This is a genomic window from Nocardia sp. XZ_19_231 (assembly GCF_015355705.1).
GTDB classification, from domain to species: Bacteria; Actinomycetota; Actinomycetes; order Mycobacteriales; family Mycobacteriaceae; genus Nocardia; species Nocardia salmonicida.
This window is the reverse complement of the sequence record NZ_JACUZI010000014.1, coordinates 1-17,354: the sequence shown is the minus strand read 5'-3', so window position 1 is coordinate 17,354 and position 17,354 is coordinate 1. Positions and strand designations below refer to the sequence as shown.

15 protein-coding genes are annotated in these 17,354 nt (G+C 65.1%); 4 read left to right on the top strand and 11 right to left on the bottom strand.

Annotation, left to right across the window (positions count from 1 at the left end):
• Position 1: 1 nt before the first annotated feature.
• Positions 2–625 (bottom strand): TetR/AcrR family transcriptional regulator, encoded by a 624-nt coding sequence (locus tag IBJ82_RS32920; protein WP_194829887.1) that lies wholly within the window; start codon positions 623–625, stop codon positions 2–4.
• 75 nt (positions 626–700) lie between these two features.
• On the opposite strand from IBJ82_RS32920, the gene IBJ82_RS32915 reads away from it, so the two are divergent.
• The gene (locus tag IBJ82_RS32915) at positions 701–1,912 is read left to right on the top strand and encodes an oxygenase MpaB family protein (protein ID WP_194829886.1); all 1,212 of its coding nucleotides are present in this window, start codon (positions 701–703) and stop codon (positions 1,910–1,912) included.
• Between the two features lie 130 nt (positions 1,913–2,042).
• On the opposite strand, the gene IBJ82_RS32910 is transcribed toward IBJ82_RS32915, so the two are convergent.
• A complete protein-coding gene (locus tag IBJ82_RS32910) occupies positions 2,043–2,834 on the bottom strand; it encodes a trans-aconitate 2-methyltransferase (protein WP_194829885.1) in 792 nt (263 codons plus the stop codon).
• Positions 2,835–3,786: 952 nt separating this feature from the next.
• On the opposite strand from IBJ82_RS32910, the gene IBJ82_RS32905 reads away from it, so the two are divergent.
• Positions 3,787–3,942 carry a DUF6131 family protein gene (locus IBJ82_RS32905; RefSeq protein WP_194829884.1) on the top strand — a complete coding sequence of 52 codons (156 nt, stop codon included), beginning with the start codon at positions 3,787–3,789 and terminating at the stop codon, positions 3,940–3,942.
• A gap of 356 nt (positions 3,943–4,298) precedes the next feature.
• On the opposite strand, the gene IBJ82_RS32900 is transcribed toward IBJ82_RS32905, so the two are convergent.
• From IBJ82_RS32900 to IBJ82_RS32890, 3 genes are all read right to left on the bottom strand, one after another.
• Positions 4,299–5,525, bottom strand: coding sequence for a glutamate--cysteine ligase (locus IBJ82_RS32900; RefSeq protein ID WP_228538035.1), 1,227 nt, complete (start codon positions 5,523–5,525; stop codon positions 4,299–4,301).
• Between the two features lie 635 nt (positions 5,526–6,160).
• Positions 6,161–6,601, bottom strand: a complete 441-nt coding sequence (locus IBJ82_RS32895) for an RICIN domain-containing protein (protein ID WP_194829883.1) — start codon at positions 6,599–6,601, stop codon at positions 6,161–6,163.
• Between the two features lie 403 nt (positions 6,602–7,004).
• Positions 7,005–7,364: a MerR family transcriptional regulator gene (locus IBJ82_RS32890; RefSeq protein WP_370585585.1), complete on the bottom strand. Its 360-nt coding sequence runs from the start codon at positions 7,362–7,364 to the stop codon at positions 7,005–7,007.
• 818 nt (positions 7,365–8,182) lie between these two features.
• On the opposite strand from IBJ82_RS32890, the gene IBJ82_RS32885 reads away from it, so the two are divergent.
• On the top strand, positions 8,183–8,953 hold the full coding sequence (locus IBJ82_RS32885) for an SDR family oxidoreductase (protein WP_194829882.1): 771 nt from the start codon (positions 8,183–8,185) through the stop codon (positions 8,951–8,953).
• A gap of 389 nt (positions 8,954–9,342) precedes the next feature.
• Here IBJ82_RS32885 and IBJ82_RS32880 read toward each other — a convergent pair whose 3' ends face one another.
• Both IBJ82_RS32880 and IBJ82_RS32875 read right to left on the bottom strand, forming a co-directional pair.
• Positions 9,343–9,672 (bottom strand): rhodanese-like domain-containing protein, encoded by a 330-nt coding sequence (locus IBJ82_RS32880; RefSeq protein ID WP_194829881.1) that lies wholly within the window; start codon positions 9,670–9,672, stop codon positions 9,343–9,345.
• An 835-nt stretch (positions 9,673–10,507) separates the two neighbouring features.
• Entirely contained in the window at positions 10,508–11,116 is a 609-nt protein-coding gene (locus IBJ82_RS32875) for a TIGR03086 family metal-binding protein (protein WP_194829880.1), read from the bottom strand.
• A 73-nt stretch (positions 11,117–11,189) separates the two neighbouring features.
• Between IBJ82_RS32875 and IBJ82_RS32870 the strand changes: the two genes are divergently transcribed.
• Positions 11,190–11,633, top strand: coding sequence for a MarR family winged helix-turn-helix transcriptional regulator (locus IBJ82_RS32870; RefSeq protein ID WP_194829879.1), 444 nt, complete (start codon positions 11,190–11,192; stop codon positions 11,631–11,633).
• Between the two features lie 258 nt (positions 11,634–11,891).
• On the opposite strand, the gene IBJ82_RS32865 is transcribed toward IBJ82_RS32870, so the two are convergent.
• From IBJ82_RS32865 to IBJ82_RS32850, 4 genes are all read right to left on the bottom strand, one after another.
• Positions 11,892–12,524 carry an HAD family acid phosphatase gene (locus IBJ82_RS32865; RefSeq protein WP_194829878.1) on the bottom strand — a complete coding sequence of 211 codons (633 nt, stop codon included), beginning with the start codon at positions 12,522–12,524 and terminating at the stop codon, positions 11,892–11,894.
• Entirely contained in the window at positions 12,521–12,706 is a 186-nt protein-coding gene (locus tag IBJ82_RS32860; protein ID WP_194829877.1) for a hypothetical protein, read from the bottom strand. The genes IBJ82_RS32865 and IBJ82_RS32860 overlap by 4 nt, the downstream gene beginning before the upstream one ends.
• A gap of 1,422 nt (positions 12,707–14,128) precedes the next feature.
• Positions 14,129–15,040 (bottom strand): S9 family peptidase, encoded by a 912-nt coding sequence (locus tag IBJ82_RS32855; protein WP_194829876.1) that lies wholly within the window; start codon positions 15,038–15,040, stop codon positions 14,129–14,131.
• An 86-nt stretch (positions 15,041–15,126) separates the two neighbouring features.
• Positions 15,127–17,244, bottom strand: coding sequence for an acyltransferase family protein (locus IBJ82_RS32850; RefSeq protein WP_194829875.1), 2,118 nt, complete (start codon positions 17,242–17,244; stop codon positions 15,127–15,129).
• Positions 17,245–17,354: the final 110 nt, after the last annotated feature.

Sequence of the window (17,354 nt, the reverse complement as noted above, 5' to 3'; positions counted from 1 at the left end):
GTCAAGGCGTTCGGTTCACCACGGCGAGTGCGAGTTCGGTGCACAGGGCAGCTACTTCGGTGGTCGGCCGACCGGGGTCGCCCAGCCAGGTCGCCACGAGCTGGTTGATTCCGCCGACGACGAAAAGTGCTTCCTGGCACCGGATCTCCGGATTGGCGGGGGTATCGAGGAATTCCGCGCTGTACTGCATCACGAGGTCGGTAACGATGCCGACGGCACGGGAGCGTAACTCTTCGAGCCCTGCGACGCTGTGTGTATCGCTGGTGAGGATGCGGTGGATGCTGGGGTCGTCGGCGATCGTGTCGAGGTAGGTCGTCAGTGCCCGCAGGAGTTTGCGTTCGAGGGTGCCCGGCTCGGCCTGGCTCGCCTCGACGAGGGTGGTGAACAGCTCCTCGTGCACCTGCTCGGCGACGGCGAGGACCAGTGCGTCGCGGGTGGCGAAATGTTCGTAGAAGTAGCGCGGCGTCAACCCCGACGCGGCGCACACGCGGCGCACGGTGACTTCGCTCGGGCCGGCCTCGCCCCAGATCTGGCGACCCGCGGCGAGGAGTTTGTCGCGGCGATCGTCGCGTCGATTCGCCGCGCTGATTCCCCGGTAGGACCGGACCACCTCTGCACGCGCCATTGACAGGACTTTAGCAGCCGACATATTTTGGATATCAGTCGTTATCCAAATATTGTCGCTCAACGAGGAGTGTCGATGACCACCGTCCCCGCCCGCCACCCAGATCGTCCCCACCACGTCCCCGCCGTCGTCGGCGGCTTCGCGGCGATGCTGGGGGTTCACAGCCCCGACTCGCAGCAATGGCAGCGCCTCGGCGAGGGCCTGCTCGTCGGTGACGCCGCGATGGATCGGCTGGTGGACTGGATGGTCGCCACAGGCTCGAAGCAGATGCGTCCGCTGTTCGATCGAGCGCTCTCCGACGGTATCGCTGCGGTGCCGGAGGCGCCGGATGTGCTGCGCGAGTTCTTCACCGCAGTCGAGACCGTTCCGGCGTGGGTCGATCACGACAAACTCGTACGTGGGGCCAAGGTCCTGCTCACCGGCGGATCCGACGGCATGTACATCGCGCGCGACGTCGCCATGCTCGGCGGCTACCAATTCTCCGGCTTCAACAAGACCCTGCTGCGCACAGGGGCACTGGAAAAGGGCTCCAACCAGCGGTGGGCCGAGACGATGCAGTGGGCGATGGACGTCCTGTCCGAGGACGGATTGTCTCCGCTGGGTCTGGGATACCAGTCCACGATCCGGGTACGGCTCATCCACGCCTTCGTCCGCAGGCACGTGGCTGCCATGCCGGATTGGCGGACCGAGGACTGGGGCCTGCCCATCAACCAGACGGATATGGCGGCCACGCTCGTCGGCGCCTTCATCGCACCGGCGATCGGTGGCATGGGCCTGGGTCTGTTGCTCACCCCCGCCGAAACTGACACTGTCGCGCACCTGGTCCGCTACGTCGGCTGGCTGCTCGGTGTCGAGGAACAGTGGCTGCCGCACTCCTTCCGCGACGGTGTGCGGGTCCTGGTGCACACGCTGTCTGCCTTGGCCGACCCCGACGATTCGACCCGTCAACTCGCGGTGCCGATGTCACGAGACCCGTTGTCGTGGAACTATGACCGGCTGCCCATGATCCGGCGCCGTCTTGCCTATGCCCAGCATCTGTCGGTGACGGGGACCTTCCTCGGCCGCCACACGATGCGTGCGCTCGGGCTGCCGACGGCGATCGTTCCGTGGTACCCGGCGATCCGCATCCCCGTCAATGTCGCGCGCTCGGTCACCCGACTATTGCCCGGCGGGCTCGACCGTGCGGCGAATCGCGGTGCGCGAGAACAGGATCGGTTCATGTCGACGCTGGTCAGCGCCGGACCGACCGTCGGCGCGGCGGCCGCGCGACTCGCCCACGCGGCCTAGCGCCGCAACGGGTGGAATCCGGCCGAACACAGCACGGCCGGATCCAGACCACGGGTTGCTCTATGTCGGCCTCGCTTAGAGCGCATCCGGAAACTCAGGTGAGGGTGACCAGCAGGCTCACCTTGGTCCTCTACCTGTGTTCCAGGAAGTCGGTCCGCCGCGACAGCTCGGCCCGTAACTGCAGGAATCGGAATAGTCCTGGTCGGCCGACGACGGCTTCGTAGCGGTCGACGACCTCGTCGATGAAGGCGGGGATGTCGGCGGCGGGAACGCGGGCTGTCCAGTCCGCGAACCCGACCGTGCACCACCGGGCGAAGGCCTCGCGTGAGCCGAAGTCCCATTCCCGGTCGGTTACGGAGTGCGCGGTGACCTCGAGGTCGGCACTCGCCGCGATCGAGGGCAGGGCGCCGGGGTCGATATGCACGAAGGGGCGCGCGAATCCGGCGAACGCTGTCGACCAGCGCACATCGCCGGTGACCGACATCGCGACGTTCTCGATGCTCGGGCGAGGCCCGCCGCAGACATACTGCACGAGCACCCGTCCACTGGGTTCGAGTGCCGTGGCGATGTGCCGGTAGGCCGTCTCCTGGTCGAGCACCCAGTGCAGTGCGTTGAACGAGACAACGAGGTCGAAGTCGCGGGGGAAGGTCATGGTCGTGACATCGCCGACTCCGAAGTCGATGTTCGTGAGCTGGTCGTCGGCCGTGCGGGCAGCCTCGATCATCCGCGGCGACGGGTCGATACCGAGCACGGAACCAGCGGGCACCCGCGACGCGATCAGGCGAGTCACATAGCCGTCGCCACAACCCACGTCGAGGACGTGCTCGGCACCCGCGAGCGAGACGGACTCCACAGCGTCCGTCGCCATCGCGCGCTGGAGCCCACTGATGTGGGCGTAGCCTGCGCCGTCCCAGTCGGCCATCTACGACCCGCCTCTCGGCGATAACCGATGCGAACAGTGCCGCTCCCCGCCCGTGCTTGTCGATCCGCCGCACCAGCCGCTGGGGGTCCAGGTCGTGTTCGATGGCTTCTTACCCCGAACTGCGGCCCAGTGCACCCGCCCAGGGCGCTGGTATGCGGACAAATCGGTGTGGGTCAGCCATGCAGCTTCGACACTCAGTTCATGAGCTGGCATACCCGTATTGTCGCTCGCCAGCGCAGATGAAAGCTGCACCAAGACCACGCAGGCGTGTTCGGCGTGCGAGTCGGGCGCTGAATAGTTCCGACCTGGGTGGTTAGGTTCACTGGATCGACTCGGGCGCGCTGAATACACATCCGCTTCGCGGTAATCGCGCAGTGCTTCGGCGAGGCGGTCTCGTGCATTTCCAGCCAATTTCCCGGCCGGTCGACGGTAGTCCCAGTCCGCGCCATGACGGAACCGACTAGCGCAGACGACCTGGCAGTCGGGCGCACGCAGGCTTCGCAGACGCCGACGGATCTGGACCTCAATCCGGCGAAACACCCGGCCGGTCAACGCCATTTTCGGAAACTCGGGCCAGCAGCGCGGATGGCGCTGTCGGGGCAAAGACAGCAGCCACGTCGACGCAACCGAAGCCGTGGTTGTCGCCCATTGTGCCTGCAGGCGCGGTACCCGGCAGGCGAGGAGCGCCAGCGATAGCTGGCTCATTGGAATGTCTGAACAACTCTGCAAAATTATCTATTAATATAGATATGCGTATCTGAGCATGAGATGCCCGCTGCGCGGCGGCCCGGAGATGATTCTCCGCCCAGCACGAGCTCGAAGTAGTTCACCGACCACCGTATGGCGCCGCGTCGGTCACAGGGCGTCGTCTTCCGAATGTTGGGGTATGCGTGTTTAATGGAGAGTTACCTGACAGCATTCTCGCTCAGGTTCTGTGAAATGAGGTACGACCATGATCGTGCTCGGGTTGATATTGTTGTTAATCGGCTTCCTGACCGGGATCTCGATCCTCTGGACGATCGGAATCGTCCTTATCGTCATCGGAGTGATCCTCTTCCTGCTCGGTACAACTGGGCGCGTGGTCGGCGGCCGGAAGCATTGGTATTAGAGGTACGCGGATCACGAAATTCAGGGTGATCAACGAGGCGCCCTGAGGCTTGAGTGTGTCTGCCGGGTCGCCAGATCGAGACCAACCAGTGGTGTGTTCGGGCAGTCGGCAATTGCGCTTTGAGTTCGCGATGACGGGTGCGGCAACAATCGCCGACAAGTGCTGACCGTGACGCTGTCGTCACGGCTGGCCAGCCGTCGCCGACGCGGATTTCCCGATCAAGATCACGTCACAGGTTCGTGCCTTCGCCGGGGCGGATCGAAGACCTCCTCAACCCTGACGGACTGTCAGGCCAGCCGACCGAACCCCGACCACAACCGGGCAGGGGTGCGAAGGCCAGCCTGTGTCGGTCGACTTCAGGACAGTTCACTCATCACTGCAACTCTCGGGCTGTCCGACCACACGGAGTAGACGTCGGCACCGCTGGAGAGGGCGGCCCCGCCGACCTGCAGGGTGCTCTGCGCGGCCATAGCGGTCACATCGCTCACGTCGTTGCGGCTGCGCAAGGCGCGGCGTTGCCGGCTCGCTCCGTTACCGCAGCGCAGGATCTCGGTCAGCATCGTCACCGCCGCGTGGTATTCGCCCAGTTCTTCCAGGGCGGATCGGACATGGCAGATCAACAGTCTGAGCAGGTCACGCGCCGCAATCACGCGGTCCGAGGCCAAATCGATCCCGCGCCCGGTCAATCCCTCGCGGGCGGCCATGGAGTACCCCGCGTGCAGCGCCGACGCGGTGATTTTCGGGGCGCACTCGCCCCTACTGATAGACCGCAACGCCGTCATCACCAGCGCACGTACCAGCGTCGCGAGTAGCACAGTCTCCTCGACAGTCGCGGGGACGTCGCTGACTCGCACCTCTATGGTCGGCAGATGAGCTGACGGCCGCACATCCCAATTGATCATCCCCTCATCGAGGATGACACCACTCCCGATCATCTTTTCTACGACCGCGTCGTAGTGCTCGACCGAGGCGAACCACGGCGGGGGCCCCGAACAGGGCCACCGCGCGAGCAGGATCGACCGCCAGCTCGCAAACCCGGTATCGACGCCGCCATGGATGGGGGAATTGGCGGTCAGGGCCAGCAGCGCCGGTAGCCACGGACGCACATAGTTGCTGACCTGCACCGCAGTTTCCCGGTCGGGTACGCCCACGTGGACATGGCTGGCGCAGACCCCCCGCGTCCCTGCAAGATCGTCGAATCTGCTCGCTATAGTGCGGTACCGACGAAGGTCTGTGATCGGCAACACGGCCGAACCGAGCACCGGCACGCCCACCGCCAGCAACTGCGCGCCGCACTGCGCGGCAGCATCGGCGGCCGCCGACCGCATCTCGGCCAGCTGCGTCCGTAGTTCGTGCGTGTGCCCGCACACCGCCGAGTTGGTCTCGACCTGACACTGGGTGTACTCCAATTGAAGCCGGACACCACGCTTTTCCGCCGCCTCGACAACCGCGAGACTGGACATGATGGGGTGCCCGGTCGAGGGATCAACGAGCAGAAACTCCTCCTCCACCCCCATCGTCGGGTGGACACCACCGTCAGGCATAACAGTGCCGATCTTCTCGGCTCGCTCGTGCTCTGCCATATCGGTCCTTCTCTCACCTGTCGCGACGGCAAGCCGGGCAGGCATGGCGCGTGCTCGATGATCGCACTGATCACCCCGGAGTCAGTATCCAGGCAGGTCGAAGGTAGTCGGGCGCATCCGACCGAGTAGTCTGGTTCCGCGCTACGGGCCTGGGTTGGTCGGATGGCGACACCCTCTACAACGTGGCCTGCGACATGACCGAGGGTGTGGACAAGGCACGCGAAGCGTTCATCGAGCAGCACACCGAGCTCGGGCGCCACCTCTCCCACGCGTAGGAAACGACGGCGTGAGCATGCACTGCTGGTTCTCCACCGCCACCGCTGTGTCGTAGCGCCTCCACGATCAGATAGTCGATCGGCAGCATGAATCGACAGACCGTCTACTCGGTTCGAAGGGCTTGGGCGGCTTCACGATCGGGCGGTGGCACAGGGGCTCACCGCATTGTCCGATAGCGTCATCGCCGTGCCGCAACCAGCAGACCAGACAAATTTTTCTAGTAAGTAGCGGTCCACCCACCCGCTATCACGGGCCGCGGGCGAAGGCGGCCTTGACCGGAGTACCGCACGCCGATGCCCGGCAGCGATCGGCCTGCCGGGCATCGTGATCAGCGGCAGCGCTGCATGGCTGCGATGTGATTACTGCGGCTTGAACATCCACTGCTGTGTGGGCTCGTTCATCCGGAGCGTATCGGCGACGGCCGCGGTGCCGGCGGGATCGGCCTTGCCGTCCTTGCCCTGGACGCAGACCCTCGGGTCGTAGGGCATCAAGTGCTGGTAGTTATAGGCCCAGAGCTGGTTGAGGCTGTGGGGTTGCTGTCGTCTCTCGGCTTGAACCAGTGCCGTTCCGGGGCTGATCTGCCCGCCGCCCTCGTAGCCCTCCACTTCCAGAACGAGCCCGCTGTTGGTGTTGACGAGGAATCCGCTGTCGTATTTCCACAGCTGGGAGCTGGTTGCGCCACTGGGTTTGCGGTCCTCGAAAGTGATCGCGGTGCCCGGTTGTTTGCTGGCACCCTTGACGTCGAGCACGAGGCCGCTGGCCACGTTGGAGATGAAGAAGCTGCCCTCGGGAAAGTCCATGGTAAATCCCCTTGTCTGCACGTTTGTCAGCTTGGACGAGCTACGAAACCCGCTGTCCCGCAACGAATCTCCTGCGGGAGGTCGATTCTCGGGCCAGGAAAACGATAGAGCCACAACAGCATCGAGAGCCCTGGATCGATGGGAAAAGTCCGGGAGCATGTTTTCTGGTGCGCGAACCGACCACACGCTGCCAACGCGTGCAGTTACTCGGCTGGCCGCGCGACGGTGGTCATCTGGCTGGGCAGCTTGTCCGGGCGCAGGCGCACCCAGTTTTCCGGGGGGCCCGGACCGACAAGACGCCTGACGAGGTCGGCATGCCCGCCTGACTACCGGTAGCGATTCGGTAGACAGTCGTTTGCGGACACCTCCAGGGCGAACTTCGAGTGCCGTGACCGGTTCGGGCCTACGCTGGATCGTCGCCGCGGTTGTCGAGTTCGTGCTGCAGACCGGTGTTGATACGCTGCGCTTCGGCGAGCTGATCTTCCAGGATCACGAGCCGGCACGACGCGTCGAGGGGGTTGCCGGCATCGACGAGTTCGCGCACACGTCCGGCGATACGTAGCTGGTAGCGCGAGTAGCGGCGGTGCCCGCCCTCGGAGCGTTGCGGAGTCAGCAGCCGGGCCGCGTCGAGGCCACGCAGGAACGCTGGGGTGACGCCGAGGATCTCCGCGGCGCGGCCCATGCTGTAGGCGGGATAGGTGTCGTCGTCGAGCTTGTCCGCGGCGCTGGCACCATCGGCGGGACGGGTGTTCGGGTGCTGCACAAGGCCTCTCGGTTCAACGCCGGAAGGCCCCGGCGCGCTGTGCGCCGGGGCCTTGATTTACGACTGGGGTATTGAGTTCAACTGTGTTCACCGGCCATGGGGGCCCGGTCTGAGACACGCATCCGACACTTCCCAGGATGCGGAACTGGTAAAGGACTACTCAGTGGCCAACCACCTCCTGGATCGTCGGGTTCTTCCTGCGGTACTGCACTTACGGGTACTACACTTGCCTTGCTTCATCGCCCCGCCGGTGGTCCGGCCGACTGCACCGGATTCTCTTCTCCGCCAGGCGGGGCGGTCGAACTTGCCCGGGCAGCTCACCTGCCCGGGCATCTACTGCACTTACTTGGTACTGCGCTTACTTCACTTGCTGGTACTGCACCTACTCGGTACTTCACTTGCTGGTACTGCATTTACTGGTGCTGCACTTGTCTTGCTTCATCGCCCCGCCGGTGGTCCGGCCGACTGCACCGGATTCTCTTCTCCGCCAAGCGAAGCGGTCGAACTGTCCCGGGCAGCTCACCTGCCCGGCCCATCTGATTTTGTGGAACGACAGCGACTGTATACGCCAACTTCGAGAATGTCTACACCCACCACGATAGGTTTTTTGCATCACACGGCGAGTGGCTCGGCGCCCTGCTCACGGCAGTAATCGAACCTGCGACCCGGGCCGCAGCACCCTGGTGGCGACCAGAAGGGACGCATGTGCGCGTCGGGCACGGCTGGCTAGATGGTCGGTTTCACGGGGTTTGGGGGGCCTGAATGCCATGTCCGAATCCAGCCGGACATCGAAGGGTCATGTCCGTTGAATAGCTTGCATGAGCGAAACCAAAACCCCTACAACCAAAACAGCCCTGGTAACCGGTGCGAGCCGGGGCATCGGTCGTGCCATCGCTGAACGATTGGCTCGCGACGGTGCACTGGTAGCAGTACATTTCGGGCAGAACGACGCTGCAGCCAAAGAGGTAGTCGCCGGGATCGAGGCCGACGGTGGCCGAGCTTTCGTGGTTCGTGGCGATCTCGGCTCCACCGACTTCGCCACCCTCCTCGATGACGTGGACGCAGGCTTCGCCGGCCTCGGCGCCCCAGTCGGCCTGGACATCCTGGTCAACAACGCCGGCATGACCGTCATGAAAGGCGTCGACACCATGACGCCCGCAGAATTTGACACCCTCTTCGCCACCAACGTCCGCGCCCCGTTCTTCCTGGTGCAAGGCGTCCTCGACCGGCTTCGTGACGGCGGCCGCGTCGTGAATCTGTCCTCGGCTGTCACGCGGATGGCGATCCCCGACATCCTGGCCTACACCATGACCAAAGGCGCCATCGACAGCTTCACCCGCGTCCTCGCCCAGGCCCTCGGCCCGCGCGGCATCACCGTCAACGCTGTCGCCCCGGGGTATGTAGTCACGGATATGAACGCCTGGCTCATCGACAACCCCGACGGTCAGCGTGAAGCCTCGTCCAACGTCGCTCTCGGTCGCGTCGGCCACCCCGCCGACATTGCCGACATCGTCTCCTACCTCGTCAGCGACGACGCCCGGTGGATCACCGGGCAAACCCTCGACGCCAGTGGTGGCACTGCCCTCTGAGCGGGTAGGACCTGCTGTGCTGCAGTCGATTACGGTGCGCGATAGTGCTCCTGGTCAGCGCACTGCTGACCGAGACAGATGTCTCCATCCTGGCCGACACCGGGTCTCCAGATCGGTTGTGCCAGAACGCAGTTCATGGGCTGCAATGCAGGGGAATCGTGTATACCGGACGTTCGGGATAGCGGCGGCAGCAAGTTTCGTTCTGTATCGGTGACCCGCGACCGCCGACGGCTCGTTCGGTCGCTGATCGGATCCGACCAGCGGCCGAACGTTGCCTTTCGCTGAAGGGCTGTCGCAGGGCTGTGAGCGCTACAGAATCCGGGCCATGGTCCTGAACCGCCACCTCTGAACGCCCGAGATCCGGCTTCGGCCTGGTCGGGGCGCCCTTCTCACGGGGTGAGCGGCCCACCGGCGGCGCGCCAGTCGATCAGTCCACGGCTCATATTGACCGCTTCGAAGCCGTTCTCGACCAAGAGGTTCGCCGCGCCCGCGGAGCGAAGGCCGCCGGTGCAGAAGGTGATGAGCAGACGGTCCTCGGGGAGTTCCATGCAGCGCGCGGGGAGCGCCTCGAGCGGCATGTGCACGGCGCCCGGGATGTGCACTCGATTCCACTCGAAGTCACGGCGGACGTCCACGACGACCGCACCCTCCGCGACGAGGCGCACTGCCTCGGCGGCGCTGATGGCTGGAGGTCGGCGGAGGTAATGACGGAAGCTCACGCCCAGCGCCCCTCTCCTCGCGCGAAAGGGAAGGCGCCTGGCGCGATGCTGACGCGACACAGAGGCAGAGGTTCCATAACCTTCAGTCTAGCTGAAGGTCGGAGTGGGGGTAAGGTCGCTCGCCTTGCGAGATCACCGTGCCACGTGAGCGCAGCGCCTCGATCGATTCGGGGTGCTGCGCGGCGATTGACTGTCGACAGCCGCGTACCAGTGCGCCAGGTGGCTGAGCGCATTGCTCGCGACAGTAGAAGTCTGCGCGTGGCAGCTGCCCGACCTTGCCGAGAGTGAAGGTGGCCGGTGCGCGCGGGTCGGTTGGCTGCTGTGCCGGTCTCAGTGGCATCGCGGAATCCGTGGTCGCAGTGGCCACGACCGTCGGAACGGCAGAGAGTGGGTTCCTTCGGTCAGTGGCGCCTGGGACGTTGCATGCGGCGATGCAGGGAGCGGGCGCGGAAATGCGCCCCACGGAAACTCCACACTTTTGACTGGAATCAATGCGAATCGTTTAGAAGTATCGATTCTCGAAAAAACTTGGTGCTGAGCACTATTAGGTCTTGATTGGTAGGTTCTGGACAACTGCAGCGCGCGTTATGGTCGCAGGTTAAAATCCTGTCGGCCCGACAGCGAAAACCCTCTCTGAACTGAATCGAGGGGTTTTTCTGTGTCAGGAGATATGACGTTGCTCCAGTCTGGAGCCCGACGGCGGTGTTGGGACCGGTTGACACCGCCCGATCAACCGCCGACCCCCGGCCTACGACTCGGCCTATGTCTTTGATCTGCTCGTAGGTCGCGTGCGACGGAATGGGCGGCACTTCCTGGATTTCCGACTGACGTCGCTTTACGCGCGGCCCGGCTGCCACTCGGGTGAGCGGCCGAGAATTCCCACGATGCGGGCCAGGGTTACCGTCGTGTCCGCCACCTCGAGTGCGGGGCCGAAAGCGGCGTCGGGGCGCAGGCGAGCCCTCCCGGTGGGGACGGCTTCGGCGATCCGCAGGGCCGTTGGAGCCAGGTCGGAGTCCACATCGATGTCGTGGCCGACTGATCGGGCGACATCCCAGGCGTGAACGACGCTGTCGATGAGATGGAAGCCGAGCGCGGTCGCGGCGGGGAAGTGACCCGGTGGGATCTCAGGGAGAAACACGGTACGGGCCTGGCATGTGGCGAAGGCTTCGACGACGTCGTGCGCTGACCGAACGTAGTCGCCGATCGGATCGACGGCGCGGTGCACCACCCAGACCGCCGGATCGTTCCCGCCGCGAGCGGCGGCGGCGAAACCGCGATTCTGGGTGCCCATATGTTCCAGCAGCGCACGCAGATCCCAACCAGCACAGGGTGTTTCGATCGACAGTGACGCGCCGGACGCCGCCTCGACCGCGTCGATACTCAGTCGCACAGCGCGCTCGTGCCGGGCGAGCAGCAGCAGATCTTCGTCCGAAATAGTACGCATGTGCTGACCGTACGCTTATGCGTATGATCTGCCAAGGGTTATCGATCGATCAGCTCGGCGGTAGATTTCGAGCATGCCGAAAGCGACCCGCCCGGATCTCGCGGCCATGCTCGTACCACTCGGCCGTGTGCTGACCGAAGCGGAGCGGCCCATCCTCGACCGGCACGGGCTCACGATGTGGGCCTACGTGGTGCTACTCGGCCTCGACGAAGGCCCCGTCCACACCCAGGCCGCGCTCGCAAAGGCGATCCGGGCGGACAAGACCCGGATCATTCCCGTCCTCGACGACCTCCAGCAGCGCGGCCTGATCCTGCGCGAGCCCGATCCGGCCGATCGGCGCGTCAACCTGATCAGGCTCACCCCCGACGGCGCGAGCCTGCGCGACCACACCCAACGCGACATCCAAGAGCAAGAACAGCGACTACTGGCCGAGGTCCCCGCCGCCGATCGCCGCACCTTCCTTCGAGTGCTGCAACTACTCGCGGACCGCACCGGAACCGGCAATTCCCGGCCGTGACGAACGGCATCGGCCACCTCTTGGGTCATATTGACCACGGCATCTGAACGGGCTTTACCGCGAGCACGGCGGCCGGCAGGCCGACCGGCCTGCCCTGCGGCAGTTGTGACGGGGTCTCGCCAAAAACGGCACACTCCATCGGGCTCGCGGTGACCGTCACGTCCGCCACCCCCGACCCTGGTCGGCGGGCGCCATGACGGCTTCCCAGCGCCGCGCGGATACTGATCTGCCCGGCGCCGGAAGCCGGCAATACGGGGATCAGTTCAGTGCGCCGTTGTAATCCGGAAACTTGAAGGTGCGCTCGGCATGCCCACCGGACAGGTCCGACGGGCTGTTGCCGATATTGGCGACGATCGTGTAGCCCTTGCCCTCGATGTCGGCCCGGCTCGCGGTCTTGTACGCGGCCAGGCCTGCATTGCCCGCCGACAGCGTGGTCGGCGCGCTGCCGTACAGCGCGTCGACGGGGTAGCCGACCGAGGTCAGGTTCGCCTGCGAGTAGGCGTTGACCAGGGCGGGCCTGCCGGTGACGAAGATGATCGCGGCGCCGTTCTGTTTCGCCCAGGTCGCCAAGCCGAGCACCGGCTGGATCGCCGGGATGATCAGGCCGGTGTTGTAGGAGGTCTCCAACGTCGTGTTGTCGATGTCGAAGACGATCGCAGGCCGGGTCGCGCCGGGCAGCCGACCGGCGAGATAGGTCTTCGCCTCGGCCACGACGGGGGTGATCTCGCCGATCCACTGAGCGTACGGCGGCAGCTCGGACTGGTTGCCCGACAGCGAGGACGAGCCCCCGCCGGACAGGGACGACGAACCGGTATCGGCGCCCGCGGCGGGCAGTGGAGCTAGGAGCGCGGCCGCGACACCGGCGACGAGCGATGCAGTAACACGTTTCATCTATCGCACGCTAACAGCGGACCGAGCCACGCATCTTCAGAATCCCGCGCGGTGGGACTGCTGCGGCGCGCGCCCACCGGATCGGCGTCGGTCACCTCGGCCCGGTTCAACCGCTGCGAGATCGCCTGGGTGATGCCGTCGCCGCGCATGCTCACGCCGGAGAGCGCGCCGACGATCTCCATGGTCGACTTCTGATGGTGAAGAGCACCTCGGCGACTTCGCGCCGATCATCGGTTTTTCATCGAATACGTTCTCGCCGTGGCCAAGGAACTGAGCTTCACCAGGGCCGCAGCCCGAGCACCCGGCAGGTGTGGCCGCGATTACGGGTCCAACCACAGCGCTTCGCAGGGCATTCGTCGGTGAGGCAGAAACCCGTCTCTGATCTCGCTGGCAGTGATGGAGGGATGAGGGCGGGAAAGCCAGTCGTGCAGGAAGTTGCGCACGGCGGTGCGGCAACCGCAGAAGTCGACCACCAGGCCACCCGTGATCACTCGGAGGTGAGTGTCGGGCTCGGCGGGGCGAGGAGATAGGGGCAGTGGCATCAGAACCTTCCCCGGCCTCCGGGGGCAAGCACGACGACGTTGTGCAAGCACCGCGAATCGCCGGAGGCGATGTCGATACGGCGGTCAGTCCAGGTAAGTGGAGACGACAGCGATCTGACCGCCGACTGGGTCGAGTGCTGCCAGGTGGTGGCATCCGACAGATCCGGACTACCGCCATCCACAGCTTTCGCCGGCGGCCGCTGGGAAATTGTCGCTGTGAGCGATCTGCGCACAGGTTCTGTGTTCATGCGTCGCCTTTTTGTACGTGGTGGTGAATACGTTCGGTCGCGTGCGGCAGGACGATGGCCGTGTGACTCGCCGATCGTCGGATGATTTACCGCCGTCTACGGCGGAGGTGATCTCCGCCCGCCATATCGACCCGAGGCAGGACTGATCTGCCACTTGCGCTGTATATCGCTGGGTTTCCTCAGGCATAGCAGCGACGGACCACAGAGTAACATGGTTATCGTTGAGGGTCTCGCGTGGATGCGTATTCACCACGTAAATGCTGTCCTGTGATGCAGCGGTCCACTCAAACGCGCCGATAGCCCAGCGTGCTACGAGTTCGTGCGGCCGCTGCCCCGGCGGCCCGCCCGGCGTTGGAGCAGACGGCAATCGCGCACCACCTCGAGGGCCGGACCTGGTTCGGGTAGCCGTTCGGCTGCCCACATTGCGACGACGGCCTGTGCCACTCCTGCCGCGACAACGACAGATTAGGAACTCCTGACCACGAATCCCGCCGAATTGCAGACTCGTCCCGGTTCACCGTTCGCCGATATGCATAGTCCGGCCCCGCGGGAGAATGCGCGACACGTCGGCCTCGATCGAAACCGGCACATTCGGCCAACCTCGAACCGGATCAACTCCGAAGGCGCCATAAAAGGGCACCGCCGCGGATCCGATCCAGGGGCGCCCGGCTGAAGCCCGGAACTCTGTGTAGCGGCCTGTGCCAACGGGTGGGATCGGAGGTAGCTGGGGACCATCGTTCGTCCTCTAGCGTGTATCCCTCCGACGTGTAATTCGAAAGTAGGGACCATCATCGAGCCGAAAGCGAGCGGAGCGTCAGCTGATGGTGCTCGCGTAGCCGATGATGGTCTGGCGCGCTGTGTTCCATGCAGAAGACGCGGCGTCGGCGAATTCACCGTGTCCGGTGCCGGGCAGGATTTGTAGGTTGGCGATGCCGCCGGCACGGTAGACGGCCTCGACGTAGCGGTGGCTCTGCAGCGGGACTACGACTCGGTCGTTTTCTCCGTGTAGTGCGGTGATGCGGGTGTCGTTCGCCGGGAGGTGGTTGATGGGGGAGGCGTTGCGGTATCGGTCGGGTACCTGCGCGGGTGTACCGCCGAGGAGCTTCGGGACAAAAGGGTCGCGGCCGTCGATGACGGCCAGATCCAAGTCGAGTACCGCGGCCATGAGGGTGAGACTGCGGATGCGAATCGCGGGATCTCTTGGCAGTTGCTCGGATCGGTGTCCGGCGGCCCAGGCGGCGAGGTGACCGCCCGCCGAGTGCCCAGCGAGGTGGACTCGCTGTAGGTCGAGCAGATTCCCGAGACGCGGTGCGACGATGTCGGTCAGCGCGTCGACGGCGGCGACGACATCGGTGAGCGTGACCGGCCATCCACCGCCACCGTCCACTCGGCGATATTCGATGTTCCACACCGCGACGCCGTCGCCTGCCAGGGTGCGGGCATGGGTGTCGAATTGTGCGAGAGTCCGGTTCTGGGCCCATCCGCCGCCGTGGATCAAAACCACCACGGGCAGAGGGGTATTCGATGTCGATGGAAGATAGAGGTCGCCGAAAGTCTCTGGTGAATCCCCGTAGCTGATGCGCATCGGGGATCGTGGAACCGCCACGGCTTCTGCGGCGATCGTCTCGGCCGGTCCGGACAGCTCGGTGGCGCGATCTCCGAGGCCGAGGGTGAAGACCGTCAGCACGACGAGAATGAGAAGACGACGCTTTCGGCCACCTGCCATCGGTAGGCCTCCTCTCGATGGCATCCTGACCTGCACCGTATCGTTCCCGCCGTCGGCCGACGGTGATGTATGGCCGACGGCGCGCCTCACCACCACCCGAGTATCGGCTGCAGCTCCCGCCCGAGTGGTCCGGCCAGGGATCGGGAGTAGCTCGCGGTGAGGTGGTGCTCGTCGTGATAGATCAGGATGTTGCCCTCCGCCACCGCGCACAGCGTGGGCTCGCAGACCGCGTCGGTCATATCGATCGGGAAGACGCTGGGGAACGCCGAAGCCGGTTGCAGCCCTGGGTTGATCGGGTCGAGCGCGTCTTCGCGGCGCATGCCGCAGCTCCTGCGGTTTCCGCCGCCTGCCAAGCAATCGGTGGCTTTGTATCGCACGGTTCCTCGGCGCAGCCACGGGGTGTCGCGGATGGCGACCACGTTGAGACCACGATCCGACAGTGCCGCCCAAACAGCGAGATAGTCGGCGGGAGTCTCGTCACCGCCCTCGTCACGGGGCCGTGTTCCGGTGGTGAAAACCCAGTCGGGGCGGTCGGCATCGAGACGCTTGATCACTTCGGTTGACCAGTACGGGCAATCGGGGATGGGCTCGCCTTTGTACGTGGCGTCCTCGGCGAGCGTGAGCGGGCAGCCCATTTTCAAGTACACCTGGATGCGGAACGAGTGTTCGATGGCGAGCACCTCGAGTGCGGGCAGCCAGTGTTCGGCGTGGGAGCTCCCGACGAGTGCCAGTGTCCGATCGGCCTCCGGGTCACCGTAGGTGCAGGTGACGACGTCGCGGGTGTCCCAGTCCGCGATACACCCGTCCGCCGTGGGCGGGGGGACTTCGGTGGGCGCGTCGAAGACGGCGGGCCGCATCGGCTCGTCGGGTGTCGCCGCGCCGGAGGCCAACGCCTCCGCACCCGGGTACTTCGCCGGGTCGAGCCCCCAGGCCGCGACCGGAGGGTGGACCTGGACCACGGTGAACTGCCAACCGACGGTGACGGTGATGGTCGCCACCAGCAACACCGCGACCGTGGAGGCGACCAGATGTCGCGATCGTGAGTGCCCGACATCAGGTGTGTCGATGCGTGTAGTGCGCTGCCGCAGTGGCTGTTCGATCCAGCGGTGCGTCATCCAGGCCAGCACAACCGACAGCCCGATCACCCCGGTGCCACCCACGAGCCCGGCGTGGGTGTTTCCGCGTTCGGTGAGGAAGAAGATCAGGATCGGCCAGTGCCACAGGTACAGGGGATAGGCGATATCGCCGAGCCACCGCATGGCCGGATGAGCCAGTAGCCGGTTCGCCAACGGCCAGTCGGCACACCGCAGCCGCATCGCCGACAGGATCACAGCAGCCGTCGCGCAGACAGGGAGAAGGGCCGCGGGCCCGGGAAAACGGTTGGCGCCGTCGACGATGAGCCACCCGCACAGCACGACACCGAGAGCACCGAACACCGAGAGCGCGACACGCACTTGCCGCCACAACACCAGTGAAGGCGCGACGACGGCGAGCCCGGCGCCGACCAACAACTCCCACCCGCGGGCGAAGCTGTCGTAGTAGTTCCATCCCTGATTCGTCGCGGTGCCATACGCGGCGTAGCAGAACGAGGCCACGGACACCGCGACCACGATCCCGCCGACAGTAGGGCGAACCCGACCCGGTCGTGAGAGCCGAGCACACAACCAGGCGACAGCGGCGACCGCCAGCAGTGCCACCAAGTAGAACTGCGCCTGCACCGACATCGACCACAGATGTTGCAGCGGGCTGACCGAAGGATCAGCGGCCAGGTAGTCCGACCAGGTCAGGGCGAGTTGCCAGTTCTGGTAGTAGAACAGCGACGACAGAATCTGTGCCGCCACCGTCGACCATTGCGTATACGGCAGCAACAGCACTGACGCGACGACGACGGCCGCCAGCACGACCGCCATGGCCGGGACGAGCCGGCGCAGGGTGCGGCGCACGACCGACCACACCCAGAACGGCTCCGACGACGCCGCCCGACGCAGCAGCAAGCCCGTGAAGAAGAACCCCGAAAGCACCAGGAAGACGTCTACACCGCCGGAAACGCGACCGAACCACACATGAAAGACCACGACCAATGCGATCGCGAGCCCCCGCAAGCCGTCCAAATCGAAGCGGTAATCCCACTGACGGTTGGTTCGCGTTGCGGTGGTAAGGCGAGTCCGCTCGGTCGAGTGGATCGAATCGGTGTCAACGGCCATTCGTAAGTCCCCGCTGGTGGCCAACGGGAAGTCCCCACCCCCAGGCGGGGGTGGGGTGCTCAGATCAGGGGCGCTCACCTGCTTTCGTGCGGTGTTTCATCCGGTAGGAA

Coding starts and splice junctions, on each gene's coding strand:
- IBJ82_RS32920 (WP_194829887.1), bottom strand. CDS start 625: ATGGCGCGTGCAGAGGTGGTCCGGTCCTACCGGGGAATCAGCGCGGCG.
- IBJ82_RS32915 (WP_194829886.1), top strand. CDS start 701: ATGACCACCGTCCCCGCCCGCCACCCAGATCGTCCCCACCACGTCCCC.
- IBJ82_RS32910 (WP_194829885.1), bottom strand. CDS start 2,834: ATGGCCGACTGGGACGGCGCAGGCTACGCCCACATCAGTGGGCTCCAG.
- IBJ82_RS32905 (WP_194829884.1), top strand. CDS start 3,787: ATGATCGTGCTCGGGTTGATATTGTTGTTAATCGGCTTCCTGACCGGG.
- IBJ82_RS32900 (WP_228538035.1), bottom strand. CDS start 5,525: ATGGCAGAGCACGAGCGAGCCGAGAAGATCGGCACTGTTATGCCTGAC.
- IBJ82_RS32895 (WP_194829883.1), bottom strand. CDS start 6,601: ATGGACTTTCCCGAGGGCAGCTTCTTCATCTCCAACGTGGCCAGCGGC.
- IBJ82_RS32885 (WP_194829882.1), top strand. CDS start 8,183: ATGAGCGAAACCAAAACCCCTACAACCAAAACAGCCCTGGTAACCGGT.
- IBJ82_RS32875 (WP_194829880.1), bottom strand. CDS start 11,116: ATGCGTACTATTTCGGACGAAGATCTGCTGCTGCTCGCCCGGCACGAG.
- IBJ82_RS32870 (WP_194829879.1), top strand. CDS start 11,190: ATGCCGAAAGCGACCCGCCCGGATCTCGCGGCCATGCTCGTACCACTC.
- IBJ82_RS32865 (WP_194829878.1), bottom strand. CDS start 12,524: ATGAAACGTGTTACTGCATCGCTCGTCGCCGGTGTCGCGGCCGCGCTC.
- IBJ82_RS32860 (WP_194829877.1), bottom strand. CDS start 12,706: ATGGAGATCGTCGGCGCGCTCTCCGGCGTGAGCATGCGCGGCGACGGC.
- IBJ82_RS32855 (WP_194829876.1), bottom strand. CDS start 15,040: ATGGCAGGTGGCCGAAAGCGTCGTCTTCTCATTCTCGTCGTGCTGACG.
- IBJ82_RS32850 (WP_194829875.1), bottom strand. CDS start 17,244: ATGGCCGTTGACACCGATTCGATCCACTCGACCGAGCGGACTCGCCTT.